Origin of the sequence: Nitratireductor rhodophyticola, assembly GCF_019891355.1 — a bacterium.
GTDB classification, from domain to species: Bacteria; Pseudomonadota; Alphaproteobacteria; order Rhizobiales; family Rhizobiaceae; genus Nitratireductor; species Nitratireductor rhodophyticola.
In genome coordinates, this window is the sequence record NZ_JAHSSF010000003.1 from 626368 (window position 1) to 651633 (window position 25266).

At 60.5% G+C, this 25266-nt stretch carries 22 protein-coding genes; 4 read left to right on the top strand and 18 right to left on the bottom strand.

What is annotated here, in order from left to right; genetic code table 11:
* Nucleotides 1-151 precede the first annotated feature (151 nt).
* Genes rpsP through ffh form a run of 4 tightly spaced genes read right to left on the bottom strand, consistent with a single transcriptional unit; the run spans nt 152 to nt 3016 of the window.
* Nucleotides 152-562, bottom strand: coding sequence for a 30S ribosomal protein S16 (gene rpsP, locus KUG85_RS14050; RefSeq protein WP_065816778.1), 411 nt, complete (start codon nt 560-562; stop codon nt 152-154).
* Between the two features lie 25 nt (nt 563-587).
* A complete protein-coding gene (locus KUG85_RS14055) occupies nt 588-1091 on the bottom strand; it encodes a GNAT family N-acetyltransferase (RefSeq protein WP_223005640.1) in 504 nt (167 codons plus the stop codon).
* A gap of 2 nt (nt 1092-1093) precedes the next feature.
* Nucleotides 1094-1426 (bottom strand): chorismate mutase, encoded by a 333-nt coding sequence (locus KUG85_RS14060; RefSeq protein WP_065816776.1) that lies wholly within the window; start codon nt 1424-1426, stop codon nt 1094-1096.
* 9 nt (nt 1427-1435) lie between these two features.
* On the bottom strand, nt 1436-3016 hold the full coding sequence (gene ffh, locus KUG85_RS14065) for a signal recognition particle protein (protein WP_223005641.1): 1581 nt from the start codon (nt 3014-3016) through the stop codon (nt 1436-1438).
* Between the two features lie 45 nt (nt 3017-3061).
* On the opposite strand from ffh, the gene KUG85_RS14070 reads away from it, so the two are divergent.
* Entirely contained in the window at nt 3062-3223 is a 162-nt protein-coding gene (locus KUG85_RS14070) for a hypothetical protein (protein ID WP_155983360.1), read from the top strand.
* 791 nt (nt 3224-4014) lie between these two features.
* Here the strand turns inward: KUG85_RS14070 and KUG85_RS14075 are convergent.
* Entirely contained in the window at nt 4015-4638 is a 624-nt protein-coding gene (locus KUG85_RS14075; protein ID WP_065816774.1) for a DUF1236 domain-containing protein, read from the bottom strand.
* Nucleotides 4639-4851: 213 nt separating this feature from the next.
* Here KUG85_RS14075 and KUG85_RS14080 point away from each other — a divergent pair, with 213 nt between their 5' ends.
* The gene (locus KUG85_RS14080) at nt 4852-5667 is read left to right on the top strand and encodes a lytic murein transglycosylase (protein ID WP_065816773.1); all 816 of its coding nucleotides are present in this window, start codon (nt 4852-4854) and stop codon (nt 5665-5667) included.
* Nucleotides 5668-5836: 169 nt separating this feature from the next.
* Here the strand turns inward: KUG85_RS14080 and KUG85_RS14085 are convergent, their stop codons facing one another.
* The 5 genes from KUG85_RS14085 to KUG85_RS14105 all read right to left on the bottom strand — a co-directional run bounded on the left by KUG85_RS14085 (nt 5837) and on the right by KUG85_RS14105 (nt 12468).
* On the bottom strand, nt 5837-7060 hold the full coding sequence (locus KUG85_RS14085) for an argininosuccinate synthase (protein WP_223005642.1): 1224 nt from the start codon (nt 7058-7060) through the stop codon (nt 5837-5839).
* 218 nt (nt 7061-7278) lie between these two features.
* Nucleotides 7279-8820: an indolepyruvate oxidoreductase subunit beta family protein gene (locus KUG85_RS14090; protein ID WP_223005643.1), complete on the bottom strand. Its 1542-nt coding sequence runs from the start codon at nt 8818-8820 to the stop codon at nt 7279-7281.
* Nucleotides 8821-8830: 10 nt separating this feature from the next.
* Nucleotides 8831-10984, bottom strand: coding sequence for a thiamine pyrophosphate-dependent enzyme (locus KUG85_RS14095; protein WP_223005644.1), 2154 nt, complete (start codon nt 10982-10984; stop codon nt 8831-8833).
* A 51-nt stretch (nt 10985-11035) separates the two neighbouring features.
* The gene (locus tag KUG85_RS14100) at nt 11036-11518 is read right to left on the bottom strand and encodes a MarR family winged helix-turn-helix transcriptional regulator (protein WP_065816769.1); all 483 of its coding nucleotides are present in this window, start codon (nt 11516-11518) and stop codon (nt 11036-11038) included.
* A 161-nt stretch (nt 11519-11679) separates the two neighbouring features.
* Complete coding sequence (locus KUG85_RS14105; RefSeq protein ID WP_065816768.1) at nt 11680-12468, bottom strand: cyclase family protein; 789 nt, start codon at nt 12466-12468, stop codon at nt 11680-11682.
* Nucleotides 12469-12882: 414 nt separating this feature from the next.
* Here KUG85_RS14105 and holA point away from each other — a divergent pair, with 414 nt between their 5' ends.
* On the top strand, nt 12883-13923 hold the full coding sequence (gene holA, locus KUG85_RS14110; protein ID WP_223005645.1) for a DNA polymerase III subunit delta: 1041 nt from the start codon (nt 12883-12885) through the stop codon (nt 13921-13923).
* Nucleotides 13924-14056: 133 nt separating this feature from the next.
* Here holA and KUG85_RS14115 read toward each other — a convergent pair whose 3' ends face one another.
* The 5 genes from KUG85_RS14115 to mnmE all read right to left on the bottom strand — a co-directional run bounded on the left by KUG85_RS14115 (nt 14057) and on the right by mnmE (nt 19902).
* Nucleotides 14057-14926, bottom strand: a complete 870-nt coding sequence (locus tag KUG85_RS14115; RefSeq protein ID WP_065816767.1) for a ParB/RepB/Spo0J family partition protein — start codon at nt 14924-14926, stop codon at nt 14057-14059.
* 57 nt (nt 14927-14983) lie between these two features.
* Nucleotides 14984-15772 carry a ParA family protein gene (locus KUG85_RS14120; protein ID WP_025029320.1) on the bottom strand — a complete coding sequence of 263 codons (789 nt, stop codon included), beginning with the start codon at nt 15770-15772 and terminating at the stop codon, nt 14984-14986.
* Between the two features lie 51 nt (nt 15773-15823).
* A complete protein-coding gene (rsmG, locus tag KUG85_RS14125) occupies nt 15824-16456 on the bottom strand; it encodes a 16S rRNA (guanine(527)-N(7))-methyltransferase RsmG (RefSeq protein ID WP_223005646.1) in 633 nt (210 codons plus the stop codon).
* The gene (gene mnmG, locus KUG85_RS14130) at nt 16456-18327 is read right to left on the bottom strand and encodes a tRNA uridine-5-carboxymethylaminomethyl(34) synthesis enzyme MnmG (protein ID WP_223005647.1); all 1872 of its coding nucleotides are present in this window, start codon (nt 18325-18327) and stop codon (nt 16456-16458) included. The genes rsmG and mnmG overlap by 1 nt, the downstream gene beginning before the upstream one ends.
* Before the next feature lie 261 nt (nt 18328-18588).
* Nucleotides 18589-19902 carry a tRNA uridine-5-carboxymethylaminomethyl(34) synthesis GTPase MnmE gene (gene mnmE / locus KUG85_RS14135; protein ID WP_223005648.1) on the bottom strand — a complete coding sequence of 438 codons (1314 nt, stop codon included), beginning with the start codon at nt 19900-19902 and terminating at the stop codon, nt 18589-18591.
* A gap of 97 nt (nt 19903-19999) precedes the next feature.
* Here mnmE and KUG85_RS14140 point away from each other — a divergent pair, with 97 nt between their 5' ends.
* Nucleotides 20000-22012 (top strand): thioredoxin domain-containing protein, encoded by a 2013-nt coding sequence (locus KUG85_RS14140; RefSeq protein ID WP_223005649.1) that lies wholly within the window; start codon nt 20000-20002, stop codon nt 22010-22012.
* Between the two features lie 73 nt (nt 22013-22085).
* Here KUG85_RS14140 and rho read toward each other — a convergent pair whose 3' ends face one another.
* The 3 genes from rho to hemE form a co-directional block, all read right to left on the bottom strand.
* Nucleotides 22086-23351 carry a transcription termination factor Rho gene (gene rho, locus KUG85_RS14145; protein ID WP_223005650.1) on the bottom strand — a complete coding sequence of 422 codons (1266 nt, stop codon included), beginning with the start codon at nt 23349-23351 and terminating at the stop codon, nt 22086-22088.
* A 199-nt stretch (nt 23352-23550) separates the two neighbouring features.
* Nucleotides 23551-24081, bottom strand: coding sequence for a protoporphyrinogen oxidase HemJ (gene hemJ / locus KUG85_RS14150; protein WP_223005651.1), 531 nt, complete (start codon nt 24079-24081; stop codon nt 23551-23553).
* A complete protein-coding gene (hemE, locus tag KUG85_RS14155; protein WP_223005652.1) occupies nt 24081-25106 on the bottom strand; it encodes a uroporphyrinogen decarboxylase in 1026 nt (341 codons plus the stop codon). The genes hemJ and hemE overlap by 1 nt, the downstream gene beginning before the upstream one ends.
* Nucleotides 25107-25266: the final 160 nt, after the last annotated feature.

A 25266-nucleotide genomic window follows, 5' to 3' on the forward strand; every position in this document is an offset into this window, starting at 1 on the left:
GGCCGCAACGTGGATGCCTCCCTCTCCCCGCAAGCGGGGAGAGGGTAAGGGTGAGGGGCGAGCGCCATCTCGGATAGCGTCACACCACATCCCAAAACAAAAATGGCGGGCCTTTCGACCCGCCATTCTTAATACCACATACCTGCAAAGCTTATTCGCTTGCAGCGGCCTCTTCAGCCGGTGCCTCGGCGGCGGCGGCTTCCGCTTCGGCTGCAGCGGCCTTTGCGTCTTCCTCGGCCTGCTTGGCGGCGTCGATGCGCTCCTGTGCCTTCTTGCCGGGCTTCGCCTTGTTCGGGTTGCTCCGCGCGTCGCGCTTGGCAAGGCCGGCATCGTCGAGGAAACGCAGAACACGGTCGGTGGGCAGGGCTCCGTTTGCGAGCCAATGCTTGATGCGCTCTTCGTTGAGAACGACGCGCTCACCATCCTTGGGGAGCATCGGGTTCCAGGAGCCGACTTTCTCGATGAAGCGGCCGTCACGCGGGCTGCGCACATCGGCGATAACCACATGATAGTAAGGACGCTTCTTGGAGCCCGCACGGGCCAGACGAATTTTCAGTGCCATGGTTTCTTCCTTTCGATAATGGCTTTCAAGCCGGCAACACGTGCCGGAATCTCAGGCGCGGCTCGCCGCGCAGTTCAGTGGGAGACATGGGCTCGGCACCCAGCCTCTTTGCGACGGCCTGTGAGGCCAGATTGTCCGGATGGACGAAGCTCATAAGCGGCGGCAGTTTCAGGTCTTCGGCTGCCCAGACCTGCACGCGGCGTGCTGCCTCCACCGCATATCCCTTGCCCTCGAAGCCCTCATAGAGGCTCCAGGCAAGCTCCGGCTCGTCGATCGCCGGCGGATGCCAGAGGCCAACGAAACCGGCAACGGCATCGGCGTCTTTCGGCTGCACGGCGAACATGCCGTAGCCATTGAGCGCCCATGCGCCAACCATGGACGAGAAAGCGGTCCATGCCTGGAAGGCGTCCTTCGGTCCGCCGGTATGAAGCGTGCGTTTCGCATCCGCGCAAAAGGCTGCATAGGCGGGAAAGTCTTCCCGCTGCCAGCCGCGCAGAATGAGGCGCTCGCTTTCGAGGACCGGTGTCATGCTCAGGCCTTCTCACCGGTCTTGGAGCCGTTGCCATGTTCCTCGGCAATCGCCTCGTGATGACGGATCACCTCGCGGATAATGAAATTGAGGAACTTTTCGGCAAAATCCGGGTCGAGATTGGCGTCATCGGCAAGCCGGCGCAGCCGCGCGATCTGGCGCTCCTCGCGCGCAGGATCGGCCGGCGGCAGATCGTGAACGGCCTTGAGATGACCGACCGCCTTCGTGCAGCGGAAACGCTCGGCCAGCATGTGCACGAGTGCCGCATCGATGTTGTCGATGGAGGCGCGCAGCTCGAGTAGCTTTGCCTTGGCCTGATCCGTGTTGTCGCTCATCGGATTCCCTTACTTCTTCTTCGGCAGTCCGGGCAGACCGCCAGGCAACCCCGGCAAGCCGCCACCGGGCATTCCCGGAAGGCCCTTCGGCAAACCGCCCTTGGGCAGACCGCCGCCAAGGCCAGCGGCTTCTGCCTGCTTCTGCAGAGCCTCGAGCTGCTTCGGATCCATCTTGGACAGATCGGGCATGCCGCCGCCCATACCTCCCCCAAGACCACCCGGCATGCCACCGAGCCCCATCTTCTGCGCCATGCCGCCCATGAGGCCGCGCATCATGCCGCCCTTGCGGCCCTTGCCGCCCATGGCCTTCATCATGTCGGCCATCTGGCGGTGCATCTTCAAAAGCTTGTTGATCTGCGCCGAATCCGTGCCGGAGCCGGCGGCAATGCGCTTCTTGCGGCTGTGCTTGAGCAGGTCCGGATTGGCGCGTTCCTTCGGCGTCATCGACTGGATGATGGCGATCTGACGACCGAACATCTTGTCGTCGAGACCGGCGGCAGCCATCTGATCCTTCATCTTGCCCATGCCCGGCATCATGCCCATGATGCCGCCCATGCCACCCATGTTCTGCATCTGGCGCAGCTGCTCGGCGAGATCGTTCAGGTCGAACTTGCCGGCCTGCATCTTCTTGGCCATCGCCGCGGCTTTTTCCGCATCGATGGTTTCGGAGGCCTTCTCGACCAGCGAAACGATATCGCCCATGCCCAGAATGCGGTCGGCGATGCGCTTGGGATAGAATTCCTCGAGCGCATCCATCTTTTCGCCAACACCGATCAGCTTGATCGGCTTGCCGGTAACGGCACGCATGGAAAGCGCCGCACCGCCGCGCCCGTCACCATCCATACGGGTCAGAACGAGGCCGGTAATACCGACGCGGTCGTTGAAGTTGTTGGCGAGATTGACGGCATCCTGACCGGTGAGCGAGTCGGCCACGAGCAAGATCTCGTGCGGGTTCGACGCGCTCTTGATGTCCGACATCTCGACCATCAGCGGCTCGTCGATATGCGTACGGCCTGCCGTATCGAGGATCACCACATCATGGCCGCCGAGGCGGGCCGCCTGCGTGGCGCGCTTGGCGATCTCGACCGGCGTCTGGCCGGCAATGATCGGCAGCGTAGCGACATCGGTCTGCTCACCGATCTGCTTGAGCTGTTCCTGGGCGGCGGGACGGCGCGTATCGAGCGACGCCATCAGCACCTTCTTGCCCTGCTTCTCGGTCAGGCGCTTGGCGATCTTGCCGGTCGTGGTGGTCTTACCAGAGCCCTGCAGACCCACCATCATGATGACGACGGGGGCCGGCGCGTTGAGGTCGATGGTCTCGCCCTCGGTGCCCAGCATCTCGACAAGCTCGTCATGGACGATCTTGACGACCATCTGGCCGGGCTTGATGGATTTCAGAACTTCGGCACCAACGGCCTTTTCGCGTACACGGTCCGTGAAGGAACGCACCACATCGAGCGCCACATCGGCCTCGATCAGCGCGCGACGGACCTCGCGCAGGGCCGCAGCGACATCCGCCTCCGACAGCGCACCGCGGCCCGTCAGGCCGTTCAGGATGGAACCAAGGCGTTCCTGAAGCGATTCAAACATCCGCGTTCCTCATGTCTCGCATCATTCGTGTTCATGCGAGAGGTAATGCATCCGCGCCTGAGCTTCAAACATCGCGCAAAGCCGAAAAGCACCCGGGGGCGCATCGCGCTGCCGGGTGTTGACCTCCAGGATCGTCACTTTCCGTTGAAAGGCGCCCTGGTCGGCTGCTCGGAGTTGTCACTCGTCGCGGAAATTCTGCGCCTGTAGACAGGAAATTGTCTCTGGAGTCAAGGAGAGCATGGCTTCGGCTGCGCAAAGCGCGTCAGATCGTGAGATTGAGGCCAGTCAAAAGAACGCGCCTGCGCAGCACAAAGTAGCTCAGTTTTCGTCTGTCGGCTGCCGGCGTTTCTCCAGCTCCGCCTTTCGCTTTTCCTCACCGCACATCTCCAGAAGATGCGTTGGCAGGTCTTCGCAAAAGCCGGGATAGTAGCGTGCCGCGAGCCAGATTATCACCCAACTGGATGCGACCTGCTGCCCGGCCGCCACGCCAGGTTCAGACCGTCGGCCAGGTTCAGACTGTCGGTAAGCGTGATGGCGCGGCACAATGTCTTCCGGCGGAAGCGGCATCCGGACCGACGGCGATTGTTGCATCGCAGCCGTTTCAGGGCCGACAGGCTGATCATTCGAATGCCGCGCATCCGCGGTATAGGGAAACGATGAAATGACGAAGGCAGTCGCAACCGCCGCGAATGGATGAGCGCACGCTCGTCCGGACTGTGGTGTTATCACGGTAGATTCCTGTTTTTGCGATATTACGCATTGGCCTGCACGCGCTCTCGGCGCAGGCGAATATCTCTGTCTGAAAGTATCCGATGGTACGTCTTCAACAGTATATTTAGTCAGCTAATAACAAGACAAAAACTGCCTTCTTTATTCGCCCTCGTCAAGCCGTCGCAAAGAGATCGTCTGAAAAATTGACGCTGCGGCGAAACCATCGCCGCAGCGCCCGGTCATCGGTGCTGAACATCGTACCGACAGCTCGATCCCAGTCTAACCTGTCATCGCAGAACATAAACGATGCGCCGCGTCTCGGGTTCGATCAGAACCGGCTGCTGGTTCACATAGACATAGCGGTAGTCATAGTCGGGGATCTCGCGGACCTCCACGGTTTCAGGAACCACGGCGCCAACGACGGCTTCACCCTCGAGATAAACGGGTTCCAGCCGGTTTGTCTGGATATAGGTTGTAACCTCCGCGGGCGGAGGAGCGATGGGTTCCACCGTGCCGAGAGCGGTCTTGCGGCCGATCAGTTCGCCACGAACCGGCTCGATTTCGACACTCGACGTGGCTTCATAGGAAACCGGAGGCAGCGCCTCCGCCGGGCGGTCGGTCACCACCACATAGTCCCCGGCACCGTCGAAAGGAGCAGTCAGATAGTCCGAATAAGCCCAGCCATTCACGCCGGCATGATTGACGGCGCACCATTTGCTGCCTTCCCGGCAACCTTCGATGGCGGCCTCTTCATCGGCCCGGATCACCCCGACAACCGGATATTGCGGACCCGGGCCCGAGCGAATGTTCAGATCTGCGGTCGCCCGTGCAAGCACTTCTGCACCTGCCACACCAGCGAAAGCCAGCAACGCCACACCGGCGGCAGCGCTTTTGAGAAACACCTTGTTCATGACTCATCTCCAGTCGGTTTCAACTGGGGCATCAAACGGGGCGGGCCGCGATCGGTTCCGCGGCAAATAACCGGAAATGGAGCAACTCGGCCCGCGAAACGGTTCGGTAATGACCGCTATGCTAGGAAACTCAACGCTTGCGGCCGCCGGTATGTTGTGTAATCGCTGCCAGCATCACATTATCTAGCCATCATTTATCTTAAGGAGAGCAACATGGCTTTCGGGGGAAGAGCGGGGGTCCTGGCCGCTTCGTTGTGTGCCTCACTTCTCATGGCGGGGCATGCCTCCGCCGCGCAGTGTGGAAACAATGCCGGGGGATTTGAAGCCTGGAAGGCACAGTTCAGCCAGGAAGCGGCATCACGTGGCATTGGCAAGCGCGGATTGAACGCTCTTGCAAAAACCCGTTACGCCAGCAAGACGATTGCCGCCGACCGTGGCCAGAAAAGCTTCAAGCTGTCGCTGAATTCGTTCATGCAGAAGCGGGGCTCGAACGCGATCATTTCGCGCGGCAAGGGAATGAAGAAGAAATATGCACGTCTCTTCGCAAACATCGAGAAGCGCTACGGTGTGCCTGCCGGCCCGCTGATCGCCATCTGGGGCATGGAGACGGGCTTTGGCGGCTTCCTCGGAAATCAGAACATTGTCTCCGCTGTTGCCACGCTCGCCTATGACTGCCGTCGCTCGGAGTTCTTCACCGGTCACCTCTACGGCGCGCTGACAATGGTGGATCGCGGCATGCTTGATCCCAATGCCCGGGGCGCAGCCCATGGCGAGATCGGCCAGACCCAGTTCCTGCCGGGCAACGCTCTGAAATATGGCGTCGATGGTGACGGCAACGGCCGGGTCGACATGATCCGTTCGCAGGCCGATGCGCTTGCCTCGACCGCAAACTTCCTGCGTGCTCATGGCTGGCGCCGCGGGGCCGGCTATCAGCCGGGACAGCCGAACTTCCGCGCCATTCAGGGCTGGAACGCGGCAAGCGTCTATCAGCAGGCCATCGCCATCATGGCCAGGGAGATCGATGGGTGAGGAGCGTCCTGCAAAGCGGGCAAAAAGCCAACGATTTGGCTTTTTGAGCGACGAACGCCCGGAGCCATAGCGAAGGGCCGGCAGACGCCAAACCCTGCCCCCTGCTGCTCAACGCACAAAAAAAGCCGGCATCACAGCCGGCTTTTTCATTATCGAAATGCTGTATCGATCAGCGGCCCCGCCGGCGCGCCGCCAGCGTACGCAGGCGCAAGGCATTCAGTTTGATGAAGCCGGCTGCATCCTTCTGATCATAGGCACCCTGATCGTCCTCGAAGGTGACCAGTGCATCAGAATAAAGCGACTTGTCGGACTTGCGGCCGGTCACGATCACATTGCCCTTGTAGAGTTTCAGGCGCACCTCGCCTTCCACATCTTCCTGGCTCTTGTCGATGGCGGCCTGCAACATCTCGCGTTCCGGCGAGAACCAGAATCCATTGTAGATCAGCTCCGCATAACGCGGCATCAGCTCGTCCTTGAGATGCGCTGCACCACGGTCGAGCGTGACAGACTCCATTGCCCGGTGCGCAGCCAGCAGAATGGTGCCGCCGGGCGTCTCATAGACACCGCGCGATTTCATGCCCACAAAGCGGTTTTCCACGAGGTCGAGGCGGCCGATGCCATTGTCGCGGCCAAGATCGTTCAACGCCTTGAGCAGCGTCGCCGGCGAAAGCGCCTCGCCATTGATGGCAACGGCATCGCCCGCCTTGAAGGAGATGGTGATCTCGGTCGGCTCGTCGGGCGCATCCATTGGCGAAACGCTGCGTTGATGCACATATTCCGGCGGCTCCACCCATGGGTCCTCCAGCACCTTGCCTTCGGAAGAGGAGTGCAGGAGGTTCGCATCGACGGAGAAAGGCGCCTCGCCCTGCTTGTCCTTGGGCACCGGGATCTGGTGTGCCTCGGCAAAATTGATCAGGTCGGTGCGGGATTTGAACTCCCAGTCACGCCAGGGTGCGATCACCTTGATGTCGGGATTGAGCGCATAGGCCGAAAGCTCGAAACGCACCTGGTCGTTGCCCTTGCCGGTCGCGCCGTGAGCGATGGCGTCAGCCCCGGTTTCGGCGGCGATTTCCACCAGACGCTTGGAGATCAGCGGGCGTGCAATCGACGTGCCCAGCAGATAGACGCCCTCATAAACGGCATTGGCGCGGAACATCGGGAAGACGAAATCGCGCACGAATTCCTCGCGCACATCCTCGATGTAGATTTCCTTGATGCCGAGCATCTCGGCCTTCTTGCGCGCCGGCTCCAGCTCGTCGCCCTGGCCGAGATCGGCAGTGAAGGTCACCACCTCCGCGCCCAGCTCCGTCTGCAGCCATTTGAGGATGATCGAGGTATCGAGGCCGCCCGAATAGGCAAGCACGACCTTTTTCACGTCTTTGAGTTTCGTCATGGTCTTTCCCGGTATGAGAGGTACGGCATGGCCGACCGGCTCCGCACGCCGGAGCCTTGGAAGTCGAGGCGACTAATATCAGGAATGGCGGCGCGGGCAAGACCAGTCCCCGCAAATGCCAGTGCCTGCAAATTCCGGTACCTGCAAATTCCGGTACCTGCAAACGAAAGAGGCCACGCCGTTTCCGGCATGGCCCCGCCCCCCCACGCAAAATGCGCTCAGACCGCTTCCAGCGTCGCCACCGTCTTGAGCGCCCCATCGAGCATTTCGCCCTTCTCGTCCTTGAGCGCGGCGTCACGCAGCCGTCGAAGCCAGTCTGCCGCATCGTCGCGGCCCTCCAGCAGGGTCAGGCCGGAGAGCACCCGGTCGAACTTGGAGTGCGCGCGCACATGCGTGTCGCTGTAGCCCTTGATGAGCCGTCGGCAATTGAGAATTTCCACCGCCAGCGCATAGTCGCGCTGCGCCGTGTCGAGCGCCAGCGCATACCAGCGCTCCAGATGCGCCTCTTCCACCTGATGCCGCAGCAGCGATCGGCGCCATGGCCGCAGCGTGCCGATCAGCCAGAGAGCGCCGAAGCCGAACAGGCTGTCGGTGCGGATACGCCGGCCGCGGTTGATACGGCGATCGACCCAGCGGGCGAGACCCGGCCGGTTTTCGATGAAGCGGCCAAGCCTGGCCGGCAGCGTGCCGCAGAATTCCTCGACACGTGGATGGAAAAACTCGGTCACCTGAAGCACATTGGCCTCGCCGACCTTCATCTCCCTGCGGATGCGCTCGGCGCGCGCGGTTCGCGTTTTCAGATCGGCAACGCGCAGAATGTCGTCATAGCACATGGCGTTGGCCACATGCTTGGCCGCTGCTTCTCCCAGGGCATGGCCCTTTTCTGCGCTGTCCAGCGCCAGCGCCCTCTCGAGTCGGTCGAGATACGCCGCGCCATAGGCGAGGTCCTGATAATCGACCACCTTGCGCAGCCCGGCGAGCGCCATGGCTCTCACCGGCTCGGGATAGGCCGCCGCGCGGGATGCCAGTGCGTTCCACCGCGCCACCAGCCGCTCCGGTCCCTCCACCGCGATCTGCCCAGAAGCCGGCGCTGCATTGGCACGCACCTCTTCCACGCGCTCACCGGAAACCGTGAGGTCGAACGCCCTGCCGAATGCCGCGAGGCTCGCCTTCACCCCGCGCCCCGAAGCCTCGATGGTTTCCTCGTAGCTTTCACGCGGAAACGGCAATGCACCGGAGCCTGCCAGTGCCCCGAAGAGGCTCGATGAGATCACTGAGCCGGCTTCCACGGCCACCTTTTCCATGTCGAAACAGATGTAGCGGCTCGCCGCTTCGCGCGCATTCCGGTGAACGGTGGGCGAATCCGCGCGCCCGTCGCCCGGTTCGATTTTTTCCGAAACGGCCGCAATGCGGTGCGCCGAGGCAATCAGCGTGGTGCGGTCGGGCGTCACGAAACCGCGCATCACCGCACGCCCGGCCTCCATGAGCTCGGCAGCAATCAGAATGTCGATGTCGCCCTGCGCCGGTGCCAGCGAGAAAACCGGCCGGCGACCGGTATCCTGACACATCTCCACATAATAGATCGTCGCCCCGGTGCGCTGCGCCACGCCCGCAACGGATGTTGCCTGTGCAAGGTAGCCGTTGCGCTCGGCCACATCGGTGATCCAGTTGGTGAGAACACCGCCGCCCTGCCCGCCCACGGCGAGGATGGCGAGCTTGATGATCTTCTGCTCTTCTTTTGCTTTCATACGCTTGGCCATGGTCGTTCCCTCAAGCGTCGGCGAATGTCAGGCGCCGCTTTTCGCGGCGGGTTTGCAGGAAGCCGGTCACCTTGCTGCGCACCCTGTTTGCGAAACGGTCCCACCAGCCGGGATTGTGCACCACATCCGCGCGATAGAAGGACGGACAGAGAACTGCCGCATCGGCCACCTCACCGCAATTGCCGCAGCCCACGCAGGTGTGATCGATCGAGGCCACCGGGTCGTCCCGCAACGGATCATCCAGCTTCTTGACCGAAAGCGACGGACAGCCCGAAAGCCGCATACAGGCGTGATCGCCGGTGCAAACATCCTCGTCGACGCCGAAACGCGGCTTCACCACCCGCTCGCCACCCGAGATCGCTTTTGCCACAAGGGGCTTTTCCCGGCGCTGGCGGTTGAGCATGCATTCGGAGGAGGCGACGATCACCTTCGGCCCCTTCTCTTCCGTCGTCAGCGCCTCGCGCAGCGCCGCCCGTACCTTGGTCACGTCATAGGTGCGGTCGATATGCCGAACCCATTTCACGCCCATCCCCTTCACCGCATCGGTGATCGGATGTTTCGTCGACTTGGTGGGGTTGTCGGCACGGGAAGAGAGAATGTCCTGCCCGCCAGTCGCCGCGGAATAGAAGTTGTCGACCACGACAATGACACCGTCATTCTCGTTGAACACCGCATTGCCGATCGAGGAGGTCAGGCCGTTGTGCCAGAAACCGCCATCGCCGACGAAGGAGATCGAGCGCCGCTTCGCGTCCGGTGAATTGAACGCAGATGCAGATGCCGGCCCAAGCCCATAGCCCATCGTTGTCGCCCCAAGCTCGAAGGGCGGCATGATCGAGAACAGATGACAGCCGATATCCGACGAGATGTGGTGCGGCCCGAGCTCCTGTTCGATCAGCTTGGTGGCAGCGAAGATCGGTCGCTCGGGACAGCCGGTGCAGAAGCCGGGTGGGCGTCCGGGGACCACCTTGGCAAGATCCGCTGCCAGCGTGTTTTCGCCCGGCGCATTGGGGGCCAGAACCTGCGCAGCCAGAAGCTCCGGCGCATTGGCACGCAGATAGGCACTGATGCCGTCGAGCATGATCTGGCCGGTATATTCACCCGCCATGGGGAGAATGTCCTTGCCGAGAATGCGGGTATCGACGCCCTTCTTGTGCATCATCGAGGCGATGGCCTGCTCAAGATAGTTGGGCTGCCCCTCCTCCACGATCAGGATGGAGTCCTTGTCCTCACAGAAGTCGACCACCTCGTCATCGATGAGTGGATAGACGGCGTTGAGCACATAGAGCGGCACATCCGTCTCGCCATAGACATCGGCAAGACCGATGCGCTGCAGCGCCCGGATGACGCTGTTGTACATGCCGCCCTGCAGGATGATGCCGGCCTTGCCCCGCTCTGGCCCGAAAAATTCGTTGATCCTGCGCGAGCGGATAAAATCGACCGCAGCCGGCATGCGCTTCTCCACCTTCTCCTTCTCATGCAGGAAGGAAGCGGGCGGCAAAACGATACGGTTGGTGTCCCGACGCGGATTTTCCAGCGCGTCTGCAACGGTCATTTCCGGGCGCTTGTTGTCTTTCGTCTCGAAGCTGCCGGTCACGTGGCAGCTGCGAATGCGCACCATCAGCATGACCGGGGTGTTGGAGACTTCCGAAAGCTCGAATCCATCTTCCACGGCCTTGACGATGGAAGGCAGGTTGGGTCGCGGATCGAGCAGCCATACCTGACTCTTCATGGCAAACGGATGGCTGCGCTCCTGCATGATGGAGGAGCCTTCACCGTAATCCTCGCCAACGATGATGAGCGCACCACCGGTCACACCGCCAGAGGCAAGATTGGCCAGCGCATCCGAAGCGACATTGAGGCCCACCGCCGATTTGAACGTACAGGCGCCACGAATGGGATAGTGTACGGAAGCCGCCAGCATGGCGGTTGCCGTCGCCTCCGAGGCGCTGGCCTCGAAATGGACGCCGAGCTCGCCCAGAATGTCCTGTGCGTCAGCCAGAACGTCCATAAGATGGCTGATGGGAGCGCCCTGATAGCCGCCCACATACCCCACGCCGCATTGCAGAAGCGCCTTGGTGATGGCGAGAATCCCTTCGCCGTGGAAGGTCTCGCCGGCCCCAAGCCGCAGCTTCTGGACCTCCTTCACAAACGAACGTTCAGCCATGATGCAGTCTCCCGTCGCTGGCACCGCAGTTCCACACTGCGGGCGGGCTCGCTAAAAATCGTGCTTTCTGATGTTGCCGAGGATTTTCTGAAGCGTGGCGACGAAGGCGGAGTATTCCGCCTCGTCAATACCCCTGAACATTTCGGCAAAGGCTTCGTGCATGGCTGGCCATGCACGGTTGAACTCTTCCCGTCCCTTGTCGGTCAGGAAGATGTTTCGGGTACGGCTGTCATCCTGACAGGCTTCGCGCCGAACCAGGCCCTGCGTCTCCAGTGCGTCAAGCGTGCGGCTCATGGTCGACTGCTCAATCACCGTGTAGACCGATAACTCATTGATCGACATGCCATCCCCGACCGCCAGGACGGCAAGCGCACGCACCTGCGGCACCGTCAATCCCTGTCGGCGCAAATCCTGCCGCAGGGTCGCATTGTAGCGTCCCATAATGCGGTTCATCAGATAGGGCGCGAATTGCTGGAGTCCCATCTGGCCCAGCGTTTCAATTCTCGAATTCCTGCTATCCAAGCGTTCGTCCATCAAAGCCTCTCACCAGCAGATTGTCTGAACCGCTACCCTACCTTCCATGACACACGAAATGTCAGGCAATTGCGGATGAAAACCCTCTTCTCAGCGGCGGGCAGTGCGTTGAAGCCGCTGCCCGTGATGCTTCTGTCAGGGTTCGCCATGGTGCTACCGGCTTAATCCCGAGCCACAAGCGCCAGAACGCGGCAGGGGCTGCCCGTGCCATGCTCTATTTTCAACGGTGCCGCGATCAGGATCGCTCCCTTCGGCGGCAATTTGTCGAGATTGGCGAGACTGGCGAGACCGTAGCGATTGGCCTTGTGCAGAAGGTTGTGCGCAGGGAATGGCGGCTCCATTCCACCGGCCTGGCCGGCATCGGTGCCGATCGTCTCGCTGCCCCAGCCGACGATCCCCTTGTCGAGCAGATAGCTGATCGCTTCGGGCGTTGGCCCCGGCGAATGCGGACCGGTTTCGTCGGCGTTCAGAAAGCGTTCTTCCGAACCGTTTCGCTTGTACCAGTCGCTGCGCAAAACGACCCATTCGCCTTTCTGTATCTCGCCGTGCTCGGTCTCCCAGGCCTTGATATGGTCGACCGTCAGCAGAAAATCGGGATTCTCCGCCGTTTCCTTCGAACAGTCGATCACATTGACTGGAGCGACAAAATTCCCGGGGTCGATTGTGTCGGTAGAACCATCGGGATGGTCGCGTCCGGTGATCCAGTGGATCGGCGCATCGAAATGGGTGCCGGAATGTTCGCCAAGCTTGAGCCAGTTCCAGGCCCACCACGGCCCGTTGTCGTCATAAGCGGAGATCTTGTGAATCTCGATCTTCGGCGTGTCCACGGCAAGCTCCGGCGGTAGCTTGAGAAGCGGGGTGCCGGGACCCAGCACCGCGGACAGGTCGACGACCTCGACCTTGCCCGACAGCAACTGGTTGGCAAATTCACCGATAATGGACTGGCTCATAAGTCTCCTCCCAGAAACGTTTGAGGCCGCAGCGAAACACCACAGGCAGCTTGAAACGGTCTAACTGAAAAAGGATGCATATGCAAATATCTTCGTAGGCGGGTGGCCCGGTACTCTCGGTCTTTGATGACACTGCCGTTTCATTTTCTGTCCCCATTGTCCGGCTAAGATTGCCCGCTCAGTACGATCGGAACCTTGGACTGCTTGAGGTCGCAAAAGGTTTCATATGCATATGAATTGAACTCCGCCAGGTTTGCCGGCACAGCCCTTTCTCAGCCGGATACTCCGCACGCACTCATGCGCCCTTGCATGAAAGCGCCCAGGCAGATCCCGGGGCGAGTGACCGGCGATCCGAATGCGACCCGGCCTTTTTTCACACGTGCCCTTGGCGATTCGCTGTGGTATCCAGCCGACATGGCACAGAAGAAAGCGCACGAAGTCGACCGTTGGCTTGCAAAGCCGGAGCAGGCCTATCGGGTCATCCTGATATATGGGCCTGATCGCGGGCTTGTCAGTGAGCGCGCTAGGCGCTTTGCTGCGGGCACAGGCCTGCCGCTGGACGACCCCTTCACCGTTGTGCGCATCGAGGCCAATGAAGTGGAACAGCAGCCGGGGCGTCTTGCCGACGAGGCGCAGACCGTGCCGATGTTTTCCGATCAGCGCCTCATCTGGGTAAAGGGCGCAGGCAACCAGAAGGCGCTGGTCAGCGATGTCACCGCGCTCATTGCAGAGCCCCCTGCGGACTGCGCAATTCTCATCGAAGGCGGCGACCTTCGCAAAGGCTCCTCCCTGCGTTCGGCGGTCGAGCGTGGCGCAGGCGCCATGGCCCTGCCCTGCTACGCGGATGACGGGCGCGGCATCGATGCGGTTATCGACGAAACGCTCGGCGGCGCAGGCCTGAAAATCTCACTGGAGGCACGCCAGCTTCTCAAAGCCAACCTTGGCGGCGACCGGCTGGCGACACGCGGCGAGCTGGAGAAACTGACCCTCTACTGCGCCGGTGCCAGCGAGGTAACGCCGGAGGACATCCGCCTGCTCATTGGAGACGTCGCGGGCCTGAGCAGCGATGAGGCGGTGGACGCGATTATTTCCGGCCGTTTTCAGGCATTCGACAGCGCGTTTCAGCGCTTTCTTGCTGCTGGAAACCCGCCTTTTCTCGTGCTCTCCGCAACACTCCGTCAGATCCATGCCCTGCAGATCATGCGGACTGCGATGGACAGCAAGGGCGTGTCAGCCAGCGCAGCCGTTGCCGGCGCCAGGCCGCCGGTCTTCTTCTCGCGTCGCAAAACCGTTGAAAACGCACTGGGCCGCTGGAGCAGCACGGCACTGCAGAACGCCGCGGAGCGCCTGCAGGCCACGATCCTGCGCACACGCCAGAAGCCGGCACTGGCCGGTTCGATCGCCCGCCAGGCATTGCTTGCACTGACGGTCGAGGGCGCCCGCGGACGCCGTTAAGCTGTCGGAAACCACATAAGACGTTGAATTGCCTACGCATCAGGCCCGCGAGGCTTACCTGCCATTCAAAGAATGACAGGCAAGGGATCGAGGACGATCGGCCCGGCGAAAGAGACCAGGCCGATCCCAGGCACTATTGCTGCAGAAGCCGGCACAGTTCGTCGAGCTGCTCCAGAGAGCGATAGGCGATCTTCATTTCCCCGCCACGCTCCTTGTGATTGATCACGACGTTGAGGCCGGTGCGGTCGCTGAGAAGCTTCTGCAGCGCAAGCGTGTCGGCGTCTTTTTCCTTCTTGGGCGGCCGCGGCGCTTTTTCCTCACCGCGCGGCGCAGCGGCCAGAGCTTCTGCCTGGCGCACCGAAAGTCCATCCTCGACGATACGCTGCGCGAGACCAACGGGATCTTCCGCCGTTACCAGTGTGCGCGCATGACCCGCCGACAGGGAACCGTCAATAATCAGATCGCCAATCGCGTCCGGCAGTTTCAGAAGCCGCAATGTATTGGCCACATGGCTTCGGCTCTTGCCGATAACCTGCCCCAGATCGGCCTGTGTGTAATTGTGCTCATCGATAAGCTGCTGATAGCCGCGCGCTTCTTCGAGCGGGTTGAGATCGGCACGCTGGACGTTCTCGATGATGGCGAGTTCCAGCGCGGCCTTGTCATCCACTTCCCGCAGGATCACCGGCACTTCCGTCAACCCGGCCCGCTGTGCCGCACGCCACCGCCGTTCACCGGCGATGATCTCGAAGCGGCCCGGCGCGTCGCCCGAGCGCACGACCACAGGCTGCACGATTCCATGCTCGCGAATGGACTGCGCCAGATCGCTCAGGTCGCTCTCGACGAACTGCCGGCGCGGATTGCGCGGATTGGGAGAAACGAACTCGATTGGAACAGAACGGTCGGCACGCACCGCCTCTTTCTGCTCGGTTTCCGGCTTGTCCATCTCACCGATCAACGCGGCGAGACCGCGCCCCAGGCGCTTGCGTGAGGGATCTTCGTTCATGTCACAACACCATCAACCACAAAACTCAGTCTTCCTGCGAATATCTTCGCATCCATCTCATGCCGCCCGCAGTCGGCGCTCGCGGCGAATCACCTCCGACGCAAGCTGCAGATAGGCCTGGCTGCCGGAGCATTTCAGATCGTAGAGAATCGCCGGTTTTCCGTAGGATGGCGCTTCCGAAACGCGCACATTGCGCGGGATAATCGTCTCATAGACCGTGTCGCCCATATGCGCGCGGACATCCTCGACCACCTGATTGGCCAGATTGTTGCGCCGGTCGAACATGGTCAGCACGATGCCCTGAATGCCCAGATGCGGATTGATCGAGCCGCGCACCTGCTCCACCGTTTCCAGGAGCTGGCTGAGACCTTCAAGGGCGAAGAATTCGCATTGCAGCGGCACAAGAATCGAATCCGCCGCAGCCATTGCGTTCAAGGTCAGAAGGTTCAGTGAAGGTGGGCAGTCGACCAGCACGTATGAATACGGAATACCGTCTTCATTCAAGGCGTTACGCAACTTTAGAACGCGATCCGGTGCACTCGAAATTTCCATTTCGATACCGAGAAGATCGAGCGTGGATGCCACGATGGAAAGCCCGGGAACCGCCGTTGCCATGGCCGCTTCCAGAACACCGGCATTGCCCGTCAGAACATCATAGGACGAAACAAGCCGCTGCTGGCGGTCGATGCCAAGCCCGGTGCTGGCATTGCCCTGCGGATCCAGATCGACCACGAGAACATTCTCGCCAATGGCAGCGAGCGCCGTGGCGAGATTGATGGCCGTTGTCGTTTTGCCGACCCCGCCCTTCTGGTTTGCGACTGTGATGATTCGCGTGCCGCTGTTCATCGCTGCTGCTACCCCGATCTGACCCTACTGGAAGGCTCTGCGGCAAGCCGGCTATCGCCGGAGCGGATTGCTCACTTCAAGAATGATGGCTGCCGCATCAACCTTATCTTCATGTTCTACCAGATCGAATCGCCACGTGTTACCGCTTTCTTCCACTTCCCGGCGGTAATCCCGACCTTTGTGAAAGAGCGCCCGTGCGCCCTGCGTCAGCCAGGGCTCCGTCAGTTCGATAAGAAGCGGCAAAGGCGCAAGCGCACGCGCTGTGACGATGTCTGGCGCGCCAATCGCATCATATGTGTCTTCGATCCGCCTTGCATGAACCCGTGGCGCAACGCCCACTTCATTCAGAGCAGAGACCAGGAACGCCGCCTTTTTCCGATTGCTCTCAACGAGATGCACCTCGGCGCCCGGCTTTTCAGCCAGAAGAATCGCCATGACGGCACCGGGAAATCCACCACCGGATCCCACGTCGAGCCACTTGAGCGCATCGGGTGCGAGACGCAGCAATTGGGCGCTGTCAAGAATATGACGCTCCCAGAGATCGTTCAGCGTTGATGGGGCGGCCAGGTTGATTCGTCGTGACCAGCGCCGAAAAATTCCCTCAAATGCAACCAGACGATCAAATGTTTCACGTGAAACCGGCCCTGAAATCTCCAAAAGCCGCGAAAACCGCGCTGAATCCATCAGGCAGCGCCCTTCTGTGTCTCGAACTGGCGCAGACTTGCGATAATCAAAGCCAAAGCGGCAGGCGTCATTCCATCAATCCTTTGGGCATCGGCGATGCTTCGTGGCCTCCGGTCCTTCAGCTTCTGCTTCAATTCGTTTGAAAGTCCGGCGATCCCGTCAAATGTCAGTTCAGCGGGAATGAGGCGCGCCTCCTCGCGCCGCAGCATGGCTGCGTCATTGCCCTGACGTTCCAGATAAACGGCGTACCGCGCTTCCGTTTCAATCTTTTCAACCAGGCTCGATGGGATCTCGACCAGCTCCGGCCAGATGTTAATAAGCCGGCTTATGTCCATATCCGGATAGGATAAGAGTTCATAAGCAGAACGACGAACCCCATCCCTGTTGAGATTGATGTCATGCCGGGCCGCTTCATTCGGGCTCAAGGACCTGTCCTTGAGCAGCGAGCGCGCAGCCTCAAGCGAACGCTCCATCGCGGTAAACCGCTCCCCTCGCTCCGCCGATGCGATGCCAAGCTGAACGGCAAGCGGTGTCAGCCTCATATCGGCATTATCGGCACGCAGCGAAAGCCGATATTCCGCCCGCGATGTGAACATGCGATACGGTTCGCTCACGCCCCGCGTTACCAGATCGTCAATCAAAACGCCGATATAGGCGTCAGCGCGCCCAAGCGTCACCATCTCGCTACCCGAAGCCGCGCGGGCTGCGTTGATCCCGGCCAACATGCCTTGCGCAGCTGCTTCCTCATATCCGGTCGTTCCGTTGATCTGCCCCGCAAGAAAGAGACCACGAACCTTTCGCGTCTCCAGCGTCGGCTCAAGATCGCGCGGATCGACATGGTCATACTCGATAGCATAGCCCGGCTGCAGCATCACTGCCCGCTCAAGGCCGGGAATGGTCTTCAGAAGCGCGAGTTGCGCATCTTCGGGAAGCGATGTGGAGATACCGTTCGGATAGACCGTATGATCGTCGAGCCCTTCCGGCTCGAGAAAAATCTGATGGCCCTCGCGATCTCCGAACTTGACGATTTTGTCTTCAATCGAAGGACAATAGCGTGGCCCGATTCCATCTATCGCGCCGGAATACATGGCGGAGCGATGCAGATGCTGGCGGATCACCGCATGCGTTTCGCCGGTGGTGCGTGTGATGCCGCATTCGATCTGGCGGTTGGTGATCCGATCCGTCAACAGGGAAAAGGGTGTCGGGTCGTCGTCCGCCGGCTGCATGTCCAGCGAAGCCCAGTCAATCGTACGGCCGTCGAGACGTGGTGGCGTCCCCGTCTTCAGTCGCCCCAGGCGAAAACCCGCCGCTTCCATTGAAATCGAAAGCCGCTCGGCCGCCTGTTCGTTCATACGGCCCGCCGGGATCGTCTTCTCCCCAATGTGAATGAGACCGCGCAGAAATGTCCCAGTTGTCAGCACAACAGAGCCGCAGGTCAGATAGCGCTCTCCGGAGACCACAACTCCGGCGATGCGGTCGTCGCTGATTCGCAGTTCCAGCGCCTCCCCTTCAATCACTTCGAGGTCGGGCACTGCCCTGATCGCGCTTTGCACCGCATTGCGATAGAGCTTGCGGTCGGCCTGCGTGCGCGGTCCCCGCACTGCTGGACCCTTGCGCCGATTGAGGAGCCGAAACTGGATACCCGCTGCATCGGCAGCGCGACCCATAATGCCGTCCAGCGCATCCACCTCCCGTACAAGATGTCCCTTGCCCAGCCCCCCGATTGCCGGGTTGCAGGACATCGCACCAACGGTATCGAAGCGGAGCGTGACCAGCGCCGTTCTGGCACCGGATCGCGCAGAAGCGGAAGCGGCCTCTGCACCAGCGTGGCCACCGCCGATAACAATTACATCGTAGCTACTGTTCTTCATGATCCGATTCCATCGATGCCTTCACAGCGTTGAGAGGTGCTATGGAAGCCCGATACTTCGCGGGGATTGGAGAGCGTCAGACATGTCTTTTTCTGAAGAAGCAGTCAAGGGATTTGCGAAGCCTGTCGGTTTCACGTGAAACATTGTTGCGTGCGCATTCGGATCTGACGTCTGTGTTTCACGTGAGTCACGCTTCGATCAGACAGACAGTGTTTCACGTGAGTCACCGGTTTAAGCTGGCTTTGCAGTGTTTCACGTGAGTCACTTCCCAATGCAAAACTGCGAAAAGATGGTGTCCAGAAGATCTTCGACGTCGATCGTGCCGCTTATTCGTCCAAGCGAATTACCTGCAAGCCGCAGCTCCTCCGCCCGAACTTCAAGCGGGAGGCTGGTTTGTCTCACTGCGGTATCCACATGTCCCGCTGCATCCAGGATAAGCTGCACATGCCGCTCCCGGAAAGGGAGTGCTTCACCGGCATTTGATGTCGCTTGCACAGCGAGCTCACGCATCTCGCTTAAAAGGCTATCAATGCCCTCACCTGTATGGGCTGAGATGAGAAAGTCATATTGTCCCTGATGGTGTGTCTTGTCTGCCAGGTCCAGCTTGTTGCCTATCCGTCGATGCGGAATGCCATCCGGGGGCCAAACCCTGACCGGCGCATTGCAGTCTTCAAGCAGAAGGATGAGATCAGCCTCCCGGGCGCGATCTATGGCACGGTCAATCCCCAGGGCTTCGACTCTCCCGGGGTTCTCACGAATGCCGGCTGTGTCTGTCACGATCACCTTGACCCCACCTACGTCAAGCACAGCCTCGAGAACATCGCGTGTCGTCCCGGGCTCTTCCGTCACGATGGCGATGTCCCGGCGGGCCAGCGTGTTCAAAAGACTGGACTTTCCCGCATTCGGCGCCCCAAGGATCACCACGCGAAACCCCTCGCGGATGATCTCGGCAGTGCGGTAACCGGCGGCGTGACGTTCAAGCGAACTCCGTAGCTCGGCAATCTCCTCCCAGACGCGTTCGGCAACAGAGCCCGGAACGTCTTCTTCATCCGAGAAATCGAGTTCCGCCTCGATCATTGCCCGCGCGTGGATGAGTGTCTTTCGCCATCCGTCATAAAGAGCCCTGTGCCGGCTTTCCGCGTTTGCGAGAGCGAAACGGCGTTGCGCCTCGGTTTCCGCAGAAATGAGGTCGGAGAGCGCTTCGGCCTCCGTGAGATCGAACTTTCCATTCAGAAAGGCGCGTCGTGTGAACTCGCCCGCTTCGGCAAGGCGAAAATCGGGATAGCCTGAAAGCGTCTCCAGAACGGCCTGCACAACGGCCCGCCCGCCATGGAGATGGAGTTCGCCACAGTCTTCCCCCGTAAAGCTCTCTGGGCCTGGAAAGAAGAGGACAAGAGATCGATCGAGAATGGCGCTCCGGCTGTCCCGCAATGTTCGCAGCGTCGCATGGCGCGGTTCCGGGAGTTTTCCTGCCAGAGCTTCGAGCGCGGAGCAGGTACCGGGACCCGACAATCGCACAACAGCGACGCCCGACGGCAAAGCGCCGCTGGAAAGTGCGAATATGGTTTCTCTCATCTCATTTGCTCTCACGTCCAAAGCGCCCTACCGTGGGCCAGAGTCAGGCCCTGACCCCAGATATTTTCCATAACTGTTCGATGTGCAAGGAGCCCCAATGCCGCTGCCTGCAAAAAATCTTCTGGCTGCCGAAACAAGCCCCTATCTGCTTCAGCACCGGAACAACCCGGTTCACTGGAGGCCGTGGTCGGCAGCGGCCCTGAGCGAGGCGAGAGAGAGCGACAGACCCATTCTCCTCTCGGTCGGCTACGCCGCCTGCCACTGGTGTCATGTGATGGCGCACGAGTCTTTCGAGAACCCGGAAATCGCCGCAGCGATGAACCGCCATTTCGTCAACATCAAGGTCGATCGGGAGGAGCGGCCAGAGATCGATCAGATCTACATGGCCGCGCTCTCCGCCATGGGCGAACAGGGCGGCTGGCCTCTAACCATGTTTCTGGACTTCGACGGGCAGCCCTTCTGGGGCGGGACCTACTTTCCGCCAGAGCAGCGATACGAGCGTCCAGGATTTTTTCAGGTGCTCGAGGCCGTGAATGCTGCCTGGCAGGGCAAACGCGCCGAACTCGTCAGGAGCGCGGGTGCACTTGGCGCGCATGTGGAGACCCGTCTCGCTCCCGCACCGGGTGATGCTGGGTCGCCGAAGGAGGTTCTCCAGACTCTGGCCGGCAACATCCATGGAATGATCGATCACAAGGCTGGCGGTCTTCGCGGGGCGCCAAAATTTCCAAATGTCCCCTTCATGCGTGTCCTCTGGTTAAGCGATGACCCGGCGCACAGGACCGCCGTAGTGCATAGTCTGACTTCGATGCTCGCCGGCGGCATCTACGATCATGTGGGTGGCGGCCTTGCACGTTATTCCACCGACGACAAATGGCTCGTCCCGCATTTTGAAAAAATGCTGTATGACAACGCCCAGCTTCTGCGCATGTTGTGTTGGGTCTACAGCGATACGCGCAATGCGTTGTTTCGGATACGAATCGAAGAGACGGTGGGTTGGCTTCTCCGCGAAATGCGGGTTGCAGGTGGTGCTTTTGCATCCAGCCTCGATGCCGACACCGTCGGGGTTGAAGGACAGACCTATCTCTGGACAGAAGCACAAATACGCAGCGCGCTCGGTAGCAGAGCCGATGGCTTTCTCGAAATCTTCTCACTGGCACAGCCTGAGAACTGGGAAGGAAACCCGATACTTCACCGCCGCGGCCACGCCCACTATCTCGGCGACCAGAAGGAAGCAGAGCTGCGCGCCATGCTGGACACGCTTCTCTCTATAAGAAACGAGCGGGATCAACCCGGACGCGACGACAAGGTTTTAACAGACTGGAATGGGCTCACGATTGCAGCGCTTGCCGATGCTGCGCGATTGCTCAATCGACCCGACTGGCTGGAGGCAGCGCGTGGGGCTTTTCGTTACGTATGCGAATCGATGGAGCAGGGCCGCCTTCCACACAGTTCTCGCAACGGCAAAGCGGTGTTCCCCGGTCTTTCGAGCGACTATGCGTGCATGATTTCCGCCGCCGGCGCGCTTTATCAGGCAACTGCCGAGCCTTCCCTCATGGACCAGGCACACGCCTGGGCGCGCGAACTGCACACCTGGTACGCGGACAAGAGCGGAACCGGACATTACCTGACCGCGAGCGACGCGTCCGATGTCCCCATGCGCATACGCGGCGACGTGGACGAGGCCATACCGTCTGCCACGAGCCAGGTTATCGAAGCTCTGTTGACCCTTTCAGTGCTCTCCGGGGACGATCCGGACAATCGGGTAGCGGAAGTCGCGCAGGCAGCGCTCGGCCGCGCAGCCACACAGACATATGGCCAGGCCGGCATTGTCTATGCGGCGGCACTGGCTCAGAACGCGGCAAAACTCCTGATGGTCGAACCGGGCAAGGATCCTGTTTTTGTTCCGGTAGCGAATCGAAACCTGAATCCCGGGCGGTTCGATGTCGTCGTGGTGAACGGCAGTACACAGAAACTACCGGGCGGTGTAACGATCGATCCTCAGCGGCAGGCTGCGTATCTCTGTATTGGGCAGACATGCCTGCCACCGTTCCTGAAGCCGGAAGAGCTCGAAGCCGCCCTGCGCGACGGCACCGCACGGAAATCATGGTAAACAAAAGATAAAGGCGGCACCGGAATGCCGCCTTGAAAACTTGGATGTCGCCGACAGATCGTCGGAGCCACAATCAGGTATTCATCGAATCGAAGAATTCCGAATTGGTTTTGGTCTGCTTCAGCTTGTCGTTCAGGAACTCGATGGCATCCGTGGTGCCCATCGGCGCCAGAATGCGGCGCAGAACGAAAATCTTCTGCAGGTCCTGACGCGGAATGAGCAGGTCTTCCTTACGGGTACCGGACTTGAGTATGTCGATCGCCGGGAAGATGCGCTTGTCTGCAACCTTGCGGTCGAGCACGATTTCGGAATTGCCCGTTCCCTTAAACTCCTCGAAGATCACTTCGTCCATGCGGCTGCCCGTATCGATCAGCGCAGTTGCGATGATCGTCAGCGACCCGCCCTCTTCGATGTTGCGCGCTGCACCGAAGAAGCGCTTCGGGCGCTGTAGTGCGTTGGCATCGACACCGCCCGTCAGCACCTTGCCTGAGGATGGCACCACCGTGTTGTAGGCACGACCGAGGCGGGTGATCGAATCGAGCAGGATAACCACGTCGCGGCCATGCTCGACCAGACGCTTCGCCTTCTCGATCACCATCTCGGCAACCTGCACGTGGCGCGAGGCCGGCTCGTCGAAGGTGGAGGAAATCACCTCGCCATTCACGGAGCGCTGCATGTCGGTCACTTCTTCCGGGCGTTCATCGATCAGAAGAACGATCAGGAAACATTCCGGGTGATTCGACGTGATCGAGTGGGCGATGTTCTGCAGAAGAACCGTCTTACCCGTACGTGGCGGCGCGACGATCAGGCCACGCTGGCCCTTGCCGAGCGGCGCCACGAGGTCGATCACGCGCGCCGACAGATCTTTCTTTATCGGATCTTCGATTTCCATGTTCAGCCGCTCATCGGGATAGAGCGGGGTCAGGTTGTCGAAATGGATCTTGTGGCGGATCTTCTCCGGATCCTCGAAATTGATCGTGTTGACCTTGAGAAGGGCGAAGTAGCGCTCGCCTTCCTTGGGGCTCCGGATCGGACCCTCCACCGTATCGCCGGTTTTCAGCGAGAAACGGCGGATCTGCGAGGGGGAGATGTAGATATCGTCGGGGCCCGGCAGATAATTGGCTGTTGCCGAGCGGAGAAAGCCGAAGCCATCCTGCAGCACTTCGACGACACCCTCACCGATGATCTCGATATCCTGGGTGGAGAGCTTCTTTAAGATCGCGAACATCAGCTCCTGCTTGCGCATGATGCTGGCGTTCTCAACCTCAAGCGATTCTGCGAACGCAATGAGATCGGTTGGCGATTTGCTTTTCAGCTCTTGGAGTTTCATTTCCTGCATGTGCGGACTCTGGAAAGGCAACGGAAAAGGTGGAGGTAGGCGTATTTGAAGCCGGCCGGTTTCACTCGAAACGGAAGATATTCGTGGAACCGGACTAAAAGGAAGGAACCATCTCTTACCGCCGTCTCTGCCAAAGGGCAAGACAGCTTTCCCGGTTCCATATCATGGGCGGTGTCATGGGCGGTCTTCGCAACCCGTATCAGAAGGGTTTGACGATAACAAGGATGACGATGACGATCATCAGAAGCGTCGGCACTTCGTTCATTATACGCCAATGACGCGCCGGCTTCGTGTTCTGGTCGGCGGCAAACCGGCGCACGGCGGCGGAGAAATAGCCGTGCACGCCCGACATCGCCACCACCAGCGCGATCTTGGCATGCAGCCACCCGCCGGAGAAGCCGAAGCCATTCCAGGCAAGCCACAGGCCGAGCACCCAGGTGACCATCATCGCCGGGTTGATGATCAGCCGTAAGAGGCGCCCTTCCATGATCTTGAAGGTCTCGGACGTCTCCGATCCCGGCGTGGCATCCGCGTGATAGACGAAGAGACGCGGCAGGTAGAGCATGCCCGCCATCCAGGCGATCACCGCGATCACATGAATGGCCTTGGCCCAGAGATAGAATCCGGACGGATTGTAGAAAAACAGGAGCGCTGTCAGGGCGATAAAGATCGCCAGCGCCGCGAAAGCCCTGCCTGCGGCCTTTTTACCACCCGTATCGCTCGCAGCCATCACTCGGCCTCCCGAATCCGTTTCAGCATCGCTTCCACATGCTCAACCGGCGTCTTCGGCGTGATGCCGTGGCCAAGGTTGAAGATGAACGGGCCATGCCGCAGCGCCTCCACAATCGCGTCCACGCCCTCGTGGAGCGCCTCTCCGCCGGCAATCAGCCTCAGAGGGTCAAGATTGCCCTGAACCGCCCCCTCGGCCTGCAGGCGGCGCGCTGTGCCCAGAGGAACCGTCCAGTCGAGCCCGAGTGCCGTCACGCCCGTCTCCCGGCGATAGCCCGCGTAAAGCGCGCCTGCACCCTTCGGAAAGCCGATGATCGGTGTGTCGGGGTGCTTTTCCCGCACCTTCGCCACCATCCGCGCCACCGGCTTCACGCACCACCGCTCGAAAGACAGCTCGTCGAGAACGCCCGCCCAGGAATCGAATATCTGCACGGCATCGGCGCCGGCGTCGATCTGGCGGATGAGATAATCGGCAGAACAGTCCGCAAGGCGGTCGATCAGCGCGGAAAAGGCCTCCGGCTGCTCAAGAGCGAACATGCGGGCCGGTGCCTGGTCCGGTGTGCCATGCCCGGCAATCATGTAGGTCGCCACCGTCCAGGGCGCTCCGCAGAACCCGAGCAGTGTCGTTTCATCGGGAAGTTCCCTGCGAAGCCGTCGCACCGTTTCGTAGACCGGCGCCAGATGATCGTGAAAGCCCGATGTCTCAAGTTTTGCGATACCGCTCGCATCGATGGGCGTCAGAAGCGGACCCCTGCCCTCCTCGAAGCGCAGATCGCGGCCGAGCGCATGCGGCACGACGAGAATGTCGGAAAAGAGGATCGATGCATCAAACCCGAAACGACGGATCGGCTGCAATGTCACTTCCACTGCCAGATCGGGGTTGTAGCAGAGATCGAGAAAGCTCCCTGCCTGTTTCCGCGTTTCCCGGTATTCGGGCAGATATCGTCCTGCTTGGCGCATCATCCAGACGGGAGGCGGAAACACCGTCTCGCCTCTAAGCACATCAAGGATTTTTCGCTGCCCCATCAGGCTGCTCCACAGTCAGGATTCAAAAGATAATTACAGATCTGAAGATTCTTCTGATTCTTAGACTCTGTTTGTAATGTGGATTCAAATCTGTCCACGGTTTTGCGCATCGCGAGCCCGGTCTTATTGCCGCGCCTCGCAGAAATGCACATCTTCAGAA